Origin of the sequence: Stenotrophomonas sp. RIT-551 (assembly GCF_026241915.1) — a bacterium.
Taxonomy (GTDB): domain Bacteria; phylum Pseudomonadota; class Gammaproteobacteria; order Xanthomonadales; family Xanthomonadaceae; genus Stenotrophomonas; species Stenotrophomonas bentonitica_A.
In genome coordinates, this window is record NZ_JAPJIU010000028.1 from 1 (window position 1) to 12,820 (window position 12,820).

Genomic DNA, 12,820 nt, shown 5'->3' on the forward strand with positions numbered 1-12,820 from the left:
AATATCCCGCAGTTCCTCCATCGAATCCGGCGGCGACTCCGGCGTGAAACTGCGCGTAATGATCCGGAACTGCGAGGTCTTCAACTTCAACACCACCGTATGCCCCACCCGGTCTGTCTTGCGCGTCGCCTGCCACGTCTTCTCCGCCAACTGCACGATCGCCGGCGCCAGATCCTCCAGCAGCAGATCCTCCGCGAACGTGTCTTCCGACGAAATCGACTGCACCGGCTGATCCGGCTCCACCGGTCGCTCATCGATGCCGCGCGCACGATTGAACAAGCGCCCGCCGAACGTCCCGAACCGCGCCTCCAGTTCCTCCAGCGGCAGCGAACGCAGATCGCCCACCGTGGCGATGCCCAGCTCGGCCAGCTTGGCCGCCATCACCTTGCCCACGCCCGGCACGCGGTTCACCGGCAACGGCGTCAGGAACTGCTCGATGCGATGCGGCGGCACCACGAACTGCCCATCCGGCTTGCGCCAATCCGAGGCGATCTTGGCCAGGAACTTGTTCGGCGCGATCCCCGCCGACGCCGTCAGCTGCGTCTCCTCGCGGATCTGCGCGCGGATGATCTGCGCGATCTCCGTTGCCACCGTCATCCCGCCCTTGTGCTCGGTCACATCCAGATACGCCTCATCCAGCGAGAGCGGTTCCACCAGCTCCGTATGCCGCAGGAAAATCTCGCGCACCTGGCGCGACACCGCCTTGTAACGGACGAAATCCGGGGGCACGAACACCGCATCCGGACACAGCCGCTCCGCGCGTACCGCGGGCATCGCCGAACGCACCCCGAACACGCGTGCTTCGTAGGAGGCCGCGCACACCACCGAGCGCATGCCGCGCCACGCCACCACCACCGGTTTGCCCCGCAACGAGGGATCGTCGCGCTGCTCCACGGACGCGTAAAACGCATCCATGTCGACGTGAATGATCTTGCGGGGGCGGGACACGGTCGTCGGTACTCGAATTCAGATGAACAAGATTACAGCCACACGCCGCAGTATGGTTGTTGGATAACAACAACATGCGTTTTTGAACCTGAAAACACTACGGCGGCGTACGGTTAAAACGTTTGATTGAATCACTTTTTCTCATGCACTCTTGAGCACTTGCTTCATGCAAGAGCAGTCGACCTGTGGTCGGCTCACCCCGACGACAACTTCTTCAGGATTGCGTTTTCCATGACTCGTCTCAACGCGTTCTCGCGCGACCAGCTGCTGGCCAGCGCCCGCGGTGAACTGTTCGGCCCGGGCAGCGGTCGCCTGCCCAATGATCCGATGCTGATGTTCGATCGCATCACCGATATCCGCGAGGACGGCGGCCCGCACGGCAAAGGCATGGTACGCGCCGAACTGGATATCCGCCCTGACCTGTGGTTCTTCGACTGCCATTTCCTCGGCGACCCGGTCATGCCCGGCTGCCTCGGCCTGGATGCCATGTGGCAGCTGACCGGCTTCTTCCTGACCTGGATCGGTGCGCCCGGCCGTGGCCGCGCCCTGGGTTGCGGTGAAGTGAAGTTCACCGGGCAGGTGCTGCCGAACGCCAAGCTGGTCACTTACGAAATCGATATCTCGCGCGTCATCAACCGCAAGCTGGTGATGGCCCAGTCCGACGCCCGCATGCTCGTCGATGGCCGCGAAATCTACGCTGCCAAGGACCTGCGTGTAGGTCTGTTCACTTCCACTGAGAACTTCTGATGCGTCGCGTCGTCATTACCGGAATGGGCATCACCTCGTGCCTGGGCAACGATCTGGACACCGTGTCCTCGGCACTGCGTGAAGGCCGCGCCGGCATCCGTCACCTGCCCGACCACGCCGAAGCCGGCCTGCGCAGCCACGTCGGCGGCAACATCGAACTGGACCTGGATGCGCAGATCGACCGCAAGGTGAAGCGCTTCATGAGCGATGCCTCGGCCTACGCCTACATCGCCATGCGCGACGCCATCGCCGATGCCGGCCTGGACGAGGCGCAGGTCGCCAACCCGCGTACCGGCCTGATCGCCGGCTCCGGTGGCGGCTCCAGCCAGTGGCAGGTGGAATCGGCCGACATCCTGCGCGCCCGTGGCGTGCGCAAGGTCGGCCCGTACATGGTGCCGCGCACGATGTGCTCCACCGTGTCGGCCTGCCTGGCCACCGCGTTCCAGATCAAGGGCCTGAGCTACTCGCTGTCGGCCGCCTGCGCTACCTCGGCGCACTGCATCGGCGCCGCCGCCGACCTGATCCGCCACGGCGCACAGGACGTGATGTTCGCCGGTGGTGGTGAAGACCTGCACTGGTCGATGAGCGTGATGTTCGATGCGATGGGCGCACTGTCGACCCGTTTCAACGAGACCCCGGCCTCGGCGTCGCGCCCGTACGACAAGGACCGCGACGGCTTCGTCATCGCCGGTGGCGGCGGCATGCTGGTGCTGGAAGACTACGACCACGCCGTGGCCCGTGGCGCGCGCATCTACGCCGAACTGGTCGGCTACGGCGTCACCTCCGACGGTGCCGACATGGTCGCCCCGTCCGGTGAAGGCGCGGTGCGCTGCATGAACATGGCGATGGAGCACCTCACCGGCCCGATCGACTACCTCAACACGCACGGCACCTCGACCCCGCTGGGCGATGTCACCGAGCTGAAGGCGGTCCGTGAAGTGTTCGGCGAGACCATCCCGCCGCTGTCCTCGACCAAGGCGCTGTCCGGCCACTCGCTGGGCGCGGCAAGCGTGCACGAAGCGATCTACTGCCTGCTGATGATGCGTGACGGCTTCATCGCCGGCTCGGCCAACATCGGCGAGCTGGACCCGCTGGTGGAAGGCTTCCCGATCGTGCGCGAGACGCAGCCGGCACAGCTGAACACCGTGATGTCCAACAGCTTCGGCTTTGGTGGCACGAACGCAGCGCTGGTGTTCAGCCGCATCTGATTGCAGCGGCGACGTACACGAAAAAGCCCGGCCATGTGCCGGGCTTTTTTATGCCGGTGTATCGGCGAGCCGAGCCCCGCTGCCGCTGGCAGGCCGTTGGGCAAACTCAAGGAGGAGGCAACAACGGCATCAACAACGCCCGCGCATCCAGCAGCGAACCCACGATGCGATGCCCCAGTGCACGCAGTTCCTCATCCGGGTGCACCAGGTCCGGCACCTGGATCGCGGTCATGCCCGCACCCACCGCCGCGCGGATGCCGGCCGGGGAATCTTCCAGCGCCAGGCAGCGCGCCGGGTCCTTGCCCAGCTTCTGCGCCGCGAGCAGGTAGATGTCCGGCGCCGGCTTGGGACGCGACACGTCACTGCTGGTCACCACCACCTCGAAGAACGGCAGCAGGCCGGCGGCGGCCAACTTGCGCGAGGCGCGCGGCTGGCGCGTGGAGGTTGCGACCGCGCGCGGCACACCGTGATCGTGCAGCAGCTGCAGGATCTCCAGGATGCCCGGGCGCAGCGGCAGGCCCTGCTGCGTGCGCGCTTCATACAGGTCATGGCAGCGCGCGAACAGCGCAGCGACCTGCTCGGCATTCACCGTCTGCAGCAGCAGGCACTCGCAGTCGCGGTCACCCAGGCCCACCATGCGCAGCCAGAACCCCTCCGGGAACGGCAGCGCCAGTTCCTGCGCCGCCTGCGACCAGCACGCGATCGAGACCCGCTCGCTGTCGATCATCAGGCCGTCCATGTCGAAGATGACGGCGTCGGGCAGGAACGGCAGCGCGGCCAAAGCACTCATGGGACGTTGAACAGTGTCTCGAGATCGGCGGCATCGAGCATGCGCCACTCGCCTTCCGGCAGATCGCCCAGCGAGAGCCCGCCGATGCGGCTGCGGTGCAGCGCCTCGACGTGGTTGCCGACCGCCGCGAACATCCGGCGCGCCTGGTGGTAGCGGCCCTCGTGCAGGACCAGCTGCGCCTGGCGCGGGCCGTTCACGTGCAGCTCGGCCGGCAGCAACGGCTTGTCGTCCGCTTCCAGCATCAGCCCGCCGCTGGCGAAACGCGCGGTTTCATCGCCGCGCAGGTCCTCGGCCAGGGTGACCTCGTAGGCCTTGTCCAGGCGCGACTTCGGCGACACGATCCGGTGCAGCAGCGCGCCATCATCGGTCATCAGCAGCAGGCCGCTGGTGTCGCGGTCCAGGCGGCCCACCGAGGACAGCACCGGCGCACGCTCGCGGTAACGCGGCGGCAGCAGGTCGTAGATCAGCCGGCCTTTGTCCTTGGTGGAACAGGTGTAACCGCGCGGCTTGTGCAGCATCAGGGTCAGCCCCTGCGGCGGATCCAGCGGCTCGCCCTCGACCCGGATCGCCTCATGCGCGACCGCGTCGTCGGCGTACAGCACCTCGCCGTCGGCATCGGTGATCAGGCCAGCGCGGAACATCCCCTGCACCTGCTTGCGGCTGCCATAGCCCAGGTTGGCCAACAGCTTGACCAGCTTCATGCGCGGCCTCCGCGGCCCCACTTCGGCTCGGTGCTGCGCGGGGCACGGGCCGGGGTCGCGCTCTTGCTCGCCTTGGTCGCTTCGATCAGCTTGAAGCCATCGCGCTCGGCGGCCACGCGGACCTGGCCGAAGCTTTCGTTGAGGATCTGCTCGTACGGCAGATGGCGGTTGGCCACCAGCCACATCCGCCCGCCCGGGCGCAGCGCCTGCGCGGCCACGGCGATGAAGCGCTGGCCGATGTCGGGACGGTCGGCGCGCGAGGGCGTGTGGAACGGCGGGTTGGTCACGATGAAGTCGTACTCGCCCTCGATCCCGGCGGTGACGTCCTGCCAGTGGAAGCCCAGCGCCGCCGGCTTGCCCAGCGCGGCAAGGTTTTCGCGGGCCAGGGCCAGGGCGCGGCCTTCGGCCTCGTACAGGTCCAGCGCGCTCACGTTCGGGCAGCGGGCCAGCACTTCAGCGGAGAGGTAGCCGAAGCCGGCCCCCAGGTCAGCGCCACGGCCGGCCAGGTCGGCCGGCAGCTGCTCCACCAGCAGCGCCGAGGCCGGGTCGATGCGGTCCCAGGCGAAGATGCCGGGGCGGCTCTGGAAGCGGCCGCCCAGGATCGCGCGCGGCGCGTCCAGCGACGCCCAGCGCTGCGCCAGCGCGGCGTCGTGCTGGCCATTGAGCGGCGCGGTCCAGTATGCGCGGCAGTGGTTCTTGGTCAGCTTGCCGCCCAGGCCGGCCAACTGCTGCAGGTCGCCTTCGCCGGAGCGGGCACCTTCGTTGTTGTGCTGGCAGGCCACCACGATGCCGCCGGGCGCGGCCAGCGCCAGCGCACGGGCGAACAGGGCCTTGGCCTCCTCGCGCTGGCGCGGCGGCAGGACCAGCACCACGGCGTAGCGGGTGGCGTCGCTGGCCAGCTGCTGCTCGTCGCGTACGGTCCAGCCACTGGCTTCCAGCGCATCGGCGAACGGGCGGAAGCTCTGCTCGCAGACCAGCTGGGCCGGCTGGGCGTGCTCGCGCAGCGGCGCGCCGTCGCGGGCGCGCAGGAACAGCACGGGGCCGGCCGGCCAGGACAGTGCGCCACTGGCGAAGGGCAGGAACAGGGTTTCCAGGGGAGCGTCGTGCTGGGCAGCCATGCGGGGGCACATCTTGAAAAGAGGCCGCCATTCTACCGGTTCGCCCCGCCGGACCCGGATTTGCGTTTATTCAACGTCCTGTTGATGCCCTGACAACATCCAAACCGGCAGGGTGGAGCCTCACTTCCCGTGGAGATGGCTCATGCGTGCATTGTTCGTCGGTGGCGTAGTCGACAACAGCGAAATGGACATGGAGGGCAGCCAACCACCGGTGCATTACCCCGAAGACACCGGCGGCGGCCACTCGCGCTACCGCCTGCACCAGATCGGGAAGACCTCCGATGGCAACGTAGCCTATGCGGTCTATGGGGCGCCGGACATGGCCGATGAAGAGGTGGCGCGGATCGCCGATGAGCGCGCCTACGCGCGTCGCTTCGAAGCCGAGCCCAGCGAATTCACCCACTGAGCCGGCGCCGAGGCACTGCCCGCCGCGATCACTCGCGGTAGGGCAGCTGCCGGATGGCCCTGATCTGATCGAGCCAGATGAGGTGCTGCTGGACCGGCGTATCCAGATCGTCCAATCGCAGCTGGCCGTTGCTGCCTTCATGTTCGTCGGCATCGCGGTACTGCTGCAGCGTCGGCTGCACTGCCACGGTGCCCAGCAGGCGGCTGCCGTCATCAAGCGTGAGCTCGACCTGGGTCTGGCCGTGCAGCTGCGGCAGCAGCGCTTCCAGGGCCGCGATGGCGGCCGGATCGGTGTGGATGCGGGGGGCGTAACGTGACATGGCAACTCCTGTGGCGTACGCCCTCAGTGTGCCCGCCGCGGCGTCAACACATTGCCAACGGCTGCCGGCAGCGGCGCCGGCTCAGCGGCTGGCGAGTACGCCACGCACCGCGGCCACCAGCTGGGCGACCGAATAGGGCTTGGCCACGTGCTCCTGGAAGCCTGACGCCAATGCGCGCTTGCGGTCGTCCGCACGTGCCAGCGCCGTCACCGCCACCGCCGGCAACGCCTCTGGCTCGACGCCCATGTTGTCGCGCAATGTGCGTACCAGGCCGTACCCATCCATGCCCGGCATGCCGATGTCGGTCAGCAGGGCATCGATACCGCTGTGGCCGTTTTCGTTGAGCAGTGCCAGCGCTTCGCCGGCAGAGGACGCCGTGGTGACCGAAGCGCCCTGCTCTTCCAACAGCCGCCGCAGGTACTCCAGCACTTCGGGCTGGTCTTCCACGGCCAGCAGGTGCAGGCCCTTGAGCGGATACGGCTCGATGATCTGTTCGGTGATCGGCCCGCTGAACACTTCGCGCAGCGGGCGGCCATCGGCCTGCGGCTGATAGCGCGGCAGGCGCACGTTGAAGCTGGCACCCTGGCCGTGGCCTTCGCTACTGGCCGCAACCACGCCACCATGCAGTTCCACCAGCTGCTGGACGATCGCCAGCCCCAGCCCCAGGCCGCCATGGCGACGCGTGGTGGTGCCGTCGGCCTGGCGGAAGCGGCTGAACAGATGGCGCAGGAACTCCGGCGCGATGCCGTCGCCGGAGTCGGTCACGGTGATCGACCAGTGCCCGCCATCGGCGGCCAGGGTGAGCACCACGCGCCCTTCGGCCGGGGTGAATTTGATGGCGTTGGACAGCAGGTTCCACAGCACCTGCTGCAGGCGCGTGGCATCGCCGAGCACCAGGCACGGCTCGTCGGGCATCACCAGTTCCATCGAGAGCGCTTTGCCTTCGGCGACCAGCTCCTGTGCACGCATGGCCTCTTCCAGCTGCGCACGCAGATCCAGCATTTCCACTTCCAGTTGGACCTTGCCCAGCAGCATGCTGCTCAGGTCCAGCATGTCCGAGATCAGCCGCTTCTGCGCCATCGCACTGTTGGCGATCACGCCCAGCCCCTTGTACATCGGGCTGGTGTTGTCGATGCGCTGCAGCAGCAGTTCGCTCCAGCCCAGGATGGTGGTGAGCGGGGTGCGCAGCTCGTGCGAAAGCGTGGCCAGGAACTCATCCTTCAGCCGCGCCATGTTCTCGGCGGCGCTGCGCGCGGCACGCTCGGACTGCAGCAGTTCTTCGCGCGCCATTTCGATCTCGCGGCGCTCGGTCACATCCGGGCTGCTGCCGGCCAGGCCGATGAAGCGGCCCATCCTGGAAAAGCGGGGCCGCGCGTTCATTTCCAGCCAGCGCCATTGCCCATCGGCGCGACGGCCGCGCACCAGCGCATGCATCGAGCGCTGCGACTTCAGTGCCTCCTGCAGTTCGTAATCGAACACCGAGGCATCGTCGGGATGCACCAGGCCACGCCACACATCGTCCGGTACGCGCTGCTCGTCACCGCCGAAGAACTCGCTGAAGGCACTGTTGACGAAGCGCGAATGCCCGCGCTCATCCAGGACCCACACCGGCATCGGCAGGCCATCGGCCAGCGCACTGAAGCGCGCCTCGCTTTCGGCCAGCTCCACCTCGATGTGCTTGCGGTTGGTGATGTCGAAGAACACCACGGCCACCAGATGCTCGTCCGGTTCGCCAACGCTGACCGCCTCGACCGAGTACCACCGGTTCAGCGCGCGTGCTTCCATCTCGAACTGCCGGGCCTGGCCGCTCAGTGCCACCTCGCCATAGGTGCGGTACCAGTCCGTCTCATGGCCGGGCTGCAGGCTGGTCATCCGCTGCCCGCAGACATTGTTCAAGCCGGTATTGCGCGAAAACGCCTCATTGACCTCCACGAACCGGTAATCCACGCCCACCCCGGCATCGTCGAAGATCACCTCGATGATGCAGAACCCCGCATTCAGGCGCTCAAGGACCGTGCGATACAGGGCCGGATCCGGCGATGAAGCCAGGAAAGAGGCGCGTTCCAACGTCGAAGTGGGCAGGCTGGGCAAGGGCTTCAATGAGGCAACTGGCGAAACAGAGGAGGACAGGATCGGCCAACGCGCGTATTCGCAGCGTCAAGCGCCGGGGGTCTGGGGCGGGCCTGGGTGAATTGGCGCCAACCGCAGACGCGGAGCATACACGCGTGGATTGTCCGCCACCCGGATCGGGATCACACTGGTACCTGATCCCACTTGTGATCGCGACCCAGGCATTGTCATGAACCGCACCTCCCTGATTGCCGGGGCCCTGGCCGGGCTGCTGCTCATCGGCAGCGCGGCGGCCGCCCCGCGTACCGTGACCGACCCGCAGGCCCCGCGCGCGCTCAAGACCGAAGGCCCTGTCCAGGTGACCTGGACCGACCCGGCACAGTTCACCGAGATCCGGCTGAGCAACAACCGCTTCGAGGCCGAACGCGGCGACTGGGTGCAGCAACTGGCCAAGTATGTGCAGACCACGGCCAGCAAGGCGCTGCAGCCCGGCCAGACGCTGCAGGTCACCTTCACCGACATCAAGCGCGCCGGCGATTACGAGCCCTGGCATGGACCTCGCGCCAGCGACATCCGGGTGATGCGCGATATCTACCCCCCACGCGTGACCCTGACCTACACCCTGAAGGATGCGCAGGGCCAGGTGATCAGCGAAGGGGAACGCAAGCTGCAGGACACCGGCTACCTGCACAACATCGGGCGACAGAGCGACACCGACCCCCTGCGCTATGAGAAGCGCCTGCTGGATGACTGGATCCGGCGCGACCTGCGCAACGAGGCCACGGCCAGCACCTGAGCCCTTGGGCCCACATGAGAAAGGCGGCGCATCAGCGCCGCCTTTTTTCATGCACGCGGTATCGCCGGTGGCGGTTCAGCCGTCGACGTACTCGCGCACGACCCGCTTCACCCCACACGGCAGCTGGTAAGCACTGACCCCGCACAGCGGTGCCAGCGCCTCGATGCGGGGGGCATCGCCCCACAGCGTCACCGTGCTGCCGATGCCGGCCTGCGGCAGGTGGGTCAGGTCCACGGTGAGCATGTCCATCGAGACCCGGCCGATCACGATGCCTGGCTGATCGTCGATCCGCACCGGGGTGCCGTTCGGCGCGAACTGCGGGTAACCGTCGGCGTAACCGAGCGCGACCACGCCAACCCGGGTCGGGCGCTGCGCGACGAAGCGCGCGCCGTAACCGACCGGCTCGCCCACTGCGATGTCACGGACGGCGAAGATCTTCGAACGCATGCTCATCACCGGCCGCAGGCGCCCGGTCAGCGCGGTATGTGCCGGCATCGGGTTGATCCCGTACAGCATCAGGCCCGGGCGGACCCAGTCGCTGCGTACGTCCGGCCACCCCAGCAGCGCTGGCGAGTTGCACAGGCTGGTCTGCCCGGCCAACCCGTCGATGGTGGCCGCGAAGACGTCGGCCTGCTCGCGGGTGCGCGGGCTGTCCAGTTCGTCGGCCCGCGCCATGTGGGTCATCAGCACCATCGGCCCGACATGCGCCAACGCGATCAACGTGGCGTGCGCGGCACGGAACTCGTCCGGCCACAGGCCCAGGCGATGCATGCCGCTGTCCAGCTTCAACCACACGTTGAGCGTGGCGGTGGTCTGGAACGCGGCCACCGCCTCGACCTGCCACGGCGCGCCGACCGCGAACCACAGGTCGTGCTGCACGATCAGCGGCAGCTCACTGGCGTCGAAAAAGCCTTCCAGCAGCAGGATCGGGCCGGTGATGCCGGCCGCGCGCAGCTCCAGCGCTTCCTCGATGCAGGCCACGCCAAAGGCATCGGCCTCGGCCTGCAGCGCGCGGGCGCAGCGCACCGCGCCGTGCCCGTAGGCATCGGCCTTGATCACCGCAACGGCCTTGCCGCCCCCCAGTTCGCGCGCCAGCCGGTAATTGCTGCGCAGCGCGTCCAGATCAATCAACGCACGGGCTGGGCGCATGAACTCGGCTCACGGTGACGGACAGAGGCGGCATGGTGGGTGTAACGGAAGATATCCAGGCCTTCGGTGCTGATCTGCGGCTGGCGGGCATCCATCAGGTCGGCCAGGTAGCGGCCGGAGCCGCACGCCATGGTCCAGCCCAGGGTGCCGTGGCCGGTATTGAGGAACAGGTTGCGGTACGGCGTGGCGCCGACCACCGGGGTGCCGTCCGGCGTGGCCGGGCGCAGGCCAGTCCAGAACTCGGCGCGCGAGAGATCGCCGCCCTCCGGGTACAGATCACGCACCACCTTCTCCAGCGTGGCGCGGCGGCGCGGCGAGAGCGACAGGTCGAACCCGCCCACCTCGGCCATGCCACCGACGCGGATGCGGTCGTCGAAACGGGTCACGGCCACCTTGTAGCTTTCATCCAGGATGGTCGAGGTCGGCGCCATTGCCGGATCGGTGATCGGCAGCGTCAGCGAGTAGCCCTTGAGCGGGTACACCGGCAGCTGCATGCCCAGCGGTGCGACCAGCGACGGCGAGTAACTGCCCAGCGCGACCACGTAGTGATCGGCGGTTTCCAGCTTGCCATCGATGCGCACGCCGGTGATGCGGTCGCCATCGCTGTGCAGGCCGGCGATGTCCTGGTCGAAACGGAATTCGACCCCGGCATCGACGCACATCTGCGCCAGGCGACGGGTGAACAGCTGGCAATCACCGGTCTGGTCGCGCGGCAGGCGCAACGCGCCGACCAGCTTGTCGGCCACGCCGGCCAGCGCCGGCTCATGGGCGATGATGCCCGCGCGGTCGAGCACCTGGTACGGCACGCCGTACTGGGCCAGCACGTCGATGTCCTGCGCGGAGGCATCCAGCTGCTGCTGGGTGCGGAACAACTGGGTGGTGCCCAGGTCGCGGCCCTCGAATTCGATGCCGGTCTCGCGGCGCAGCTCGTTGAGGCAGTCGCGGCTGTACTCGGACATGCGCACCATGCGCGCCTTGTTGATCGCGTAGCGCTCGTGCGTGCAGTTGCGCAGCATCTGCGCCAGCCAGCGGTACTGGTGCCAGTCCAGGCCCGGGCGGATCGCCAGCGGCGCATGCTCGGAGAACAGCCATTTGACCGCTTTGAGCGGCACGCCGGGGGCGGCCCACGGCGAGGTATACCCGAACGACAGCTGGCCTGCGTTGGCGAAACTGGTTTCCAGCGCCGGACCGGGCTGGCGGTCGACGACCGTGACTTCAAACCCGGCCTGCCGCAGGTACCAGGCACTGGTCGTGCCGATCACACCGCTGCCAAGGACTAGAACGCGCATGACACCTCTCCAACCCGATCATTCCCTGCGCAGGAGCACGCCGGGACCATAATTGAGGAAGTATAGTCAGCCCCAACCAATCAAATCGCCTGTTTTTCCTGCATCAGGCAGGATATTGTCCCGCCAACATCCTCGAGAGGCTGACGCCGATGGCCACGCGTGCCCGTGAACTGGACAAGATCGACCGCAAGATCCTGCGCATCCTGCAGGCCGAGGGTCGCATTTCCTTCACCGAACTGGGCGAGCGGGTCGGGCTGTCGACCACGCCCTGCACCGAGCGCGTGCGGCGGCTGGAGCGCGACGGCGCGATCACCGGCTATTACGCCAAGCTGGATCCGCATTACCTCAAGGCCAGCCTGCTGGTGTTCGTGGAGATCAGCCTGGCCTACAAATCCGGCGATATCTTCGAGGAGTTCCGGCGCGCGGCGCTGAAGCTGCCCAACGTGCTGGAGTGCCACCTGGTGTCGGGCGATTTCGACTATCTGCTCAAGGCACGCATCAGTGAGATGGCCTCTTACCGCAAGCTGCTCGGCAGCACGTTGCTGACCTTGCCGCACGTGCGTGAATCCAAGAGCTACATCGTGATGGAAGAGGTCAAGGAAACCCTGACCCTGCCGATCCCGGATTGATGCCGGCCCGATAACGCAGAAAGGCGGCGCGCGTGTGCGCACCGCCTTCGTTCATTGCGTCAAGCGCATCAGCGCTGCTGCTTCTGGTCCTGGTGCTTCTGGTCCTGCTGCTTGCCGCCCTTCTGATTCTGCTGGTCCCACTGCTGCTGGTTCTGCTGGCCGGGCTTCTGGTTCTGCTGCTGACTGCCCTGCTGCTCCTGCGGCGATTTGCCGGGACTGCGGTTCTGCTGGTTAGCCATGATTGCACTCTTCTCGAAAAACCTCGGGGGATGCGCTGGGTTGCGGCGCGGGTACAGGGTCCCGCCGATCCGGTTAATCACAGGCGAAAAAACAGTGAGGTGGTGCGTTGACGGCGATGACTGCGGGCAGCCCGATGTAAACCATTCATGCTCCGCGTCCCGGCGCCGCAGCCCTCACGGTTTTATCTGCTGGCCATCGCCACGGGGCACCGCGTCGTAGTAACGCCCCGTACGGGTATCGAGCACGCGGTTGGGGCCCACCTGCTTGACCCCTGGAATGATCCGGCCGTTTCGGTCGTAGACCTTGCTCTGCACGGCAGGCCCCTGCATCGGCGCCGGCTGCGACGGGCCTTTGCTCTGGATCGGGTGAGTGCGCAGCTGCTGTTGGGTCTGCGAGGACGATTTCACCGG

Annotated in this window: 14 protein-coding genes and 1 pseudogene; 5 read left to right on the forward strand and 10 right to left on the reverse strand. The window is 67.1% G+C overall.

What is annotated here, in order from left to right; genetic code table 11:
• Window positions 1-948 (reverse strand): DNA polymerase IV (gene dinB / locus ORK51_RS17695; protein WP_266086240.1); only part of this gene is annotated, 948 nt, incomplete at its 3' end.
• A gap of 231 nt (window positions 949-1,179) precedes the next feature.
• Between dinB and fabA the strand changes: the two genes are divergently transcribed.
• Both fabA and fabB read left to right on the forward strand, forming a co-directional pair.
• Window positions 1,180-1,695, forward strand: a complete 516-nt coding sequence (gene fabA / locus ORK51_RS17700) for a 3-hydroxyacyl-[acyl-carrier-protein] dehydratase FabA (RefSeq protein WP_019185765.1) — start codon at window positions 1,180-1,182, stop codon at window positions 1,693-1,695.
• Entirely contained in the window at window positions 1,695-2,903 is a 1,209-nt protein-coding gene (gene fabB, locus ORK51_RS17705) for a beta-ketoacyl-ACP synthase I (RefSeq protein ID WP_019185764.1), read from the forward strand. Before fabA ends, fabB begins: the two co-directional genes overlap by 1 nt.
• Window positions 2,904-3,009: 106 nt before the next feature.
• Here fabB and ORK51_RS17710 read toward each other — a convergent pair whose 3' ends face one another.
• Genes ORK51_RS17710 through ORK51_RS17720 form a run of 3 tightly spaced genes read right to left on the reverse strand, consistent with a single transcriptional unit; the run spans window position 3,010 to window position 5,512 of the window.
• Complete coding sequence (locus ORK51_RS17710) at window positions 3,010-3,693, reverse strand: HAD family hydrolase (RefSeq protein ID WP_070426540.1); 684 nt, start codon at window positions 3,691-3,693, stop codon at window positions 3,010-3,012.
• Window positions 3,690-4,394, reverse strand: a complete 705-nt coding sequence (locus ORK51_RS17715) for a pseudouridine synthase (RefSeq protein ID WP_266086244.1) — start codon at window positions 4,392-4,394, stop codon at window positions 3,690-3,692. Before ORK51_RS17715 ends, ORK51_RS17710 begins: the two co-directional genes overlap by 4 nt.
• Window positions 4,391-5,512, reverse strand: coding sequence for a class I SAM-dependent methyltransferase (locus tag ORK51_RS17720; RefSeq protein ID WP_266086246.1), 1,122 nt, complete (start codon window positions 5,510-5,512; stop codon window positions 4,391-4,393). The genes ORK51_RS17715 and ORK51_RS17720 overlap by 4 nt, the downstream gene beginning before the upstream one ends.
• A gap of 142 nt (window positions 5,513-5,654) precedes the next feature.
• Between ORK51_RS17720 and ORK51_RS17725 the strand changes: the two genes are divergently transcribed.
• Window positions 5,655-5,918: a hypothetical protein gene (locus ORK51_RS17725; RefSeq protein WP_019185760.1), complete on the forward strand. Its 264-nt coding sequence runs from the start codon at window positions 5,655-5,657 to the stop codon at window positions 5,916-5,918.
• Between the two features lie 28 nt (window positions 5,919-5,946).
• Here ORK51_RS17725 and ORK51_RS17730 read toward each other — a convergent pair whose 3' ends face one another.
• Window positions 5,947-6,237, reverse strand: coding sequence for a DUF3247 family protein (locus tag ORK51_RS17730; RefSeq protein WP_046272912.1), 291 nt, complete (start codon window positions 6,235-6,237; stop codon window positions 5,947-5,949).
• Window positions 6,238-6,318: 81 nt separating this feature from the next.
• A complete protein-coding gene (locus ORK51_RS17735; protein WP_070426537.1) occupies window positions 6,319-8,304 on the reverse strand; it encodes a hybrid sensor histidine kinase/response regulator in 1,986 nt (661 codons plus the stop codon).
• Between the two features lie 232 nt (window positions 8,305-8,536).
• On the opposite strand from ORK51_RS17735, the gene ORK51_RS17740 reads away from it, so the two are divergent.
• Window positions 8,537-9,103 (forward strand): DUF3016 domain-containing protein, encoded by a 567-nt coding sequence (locus ORK51_RS17740; RefSeq protein ID WP_266086250.1) that lies wholly within the window; start codon window positions 8,537-8,539, stop codon window positions 9,101-9,103.
• A gap of 75 nt (window positions 9,104-9,178) precedes the next feature.
• Here the strand turns inward: ORK51_RS17740 and alr are convergent, their stop codons facing one another.
• Together alr and ORK51_RS17750 are read right to left on the reverse strand one after the other, a co-directional pair.
• Window positions 9,179-10,252, reverse strand: coding sequence for an alanine racemase (gene alr / locus ORK51_RS17745; RefSeq protein WP_266086252.1), 1,074 nt, complete (start codon window positions 10,250-10,252; stop codon window positions 9,179-9,181).
• A complete protein-coding gene (locus ORK51_RS17750) occupies window positions 10,231-11,541 on the reverse strand; it encodes a D-amino acid dehydrogenase (RefSeq protein WP_266086254.1) in 1,311 nt (436 codons plus the stop codon). The genes alr and ORK51_RS17750 overlap by 22 nt, the downstream gene beginning before the upstream one ends.
• A 149-nt stretch (window positions 11,542-11,690) precedes the next feature.
• On the opposite strand from ORK51_RS17750, the gene ORK51_RS17755 reads away from it, so the two are divergent.
• A complete protein-coding gene (locus ORK51_RS17755) occupies window positions 11,691-12,170 on the forward strand; it encodes an Lrp/AsnC ligand binding domain-containing protein (RefSeq protein WP_046272909.1) in 480 nt (159 codons plus the stop codon).
• Between the two features lie 68 nt (window positions 12,171-12,238).
• Here the strand turns inward: ORK51_RS17755 and ORK51_RS17760 are convergent, their stop codons facing one another.
• The gene (locus ORK51_RS17760) at window positions 12,239-12,409 is read right to left on the reverse strand and encodes a hypothetical protein (RefSeq protein WP_019185753.1); all 171 of its coding nucleotides are present in this window, start codon (window positions 12,407-12,409) and stop codon (window positions 12,239-12,241) included.
• Window positions 12,410-12,583: 174 nt separating this feature from the next.
• Window positions 12,584-12,820, reverse strand: a pseudogene (locus ORK51_RS17765) (classical arabinogalactan protein 4); the annotation flags it as partial.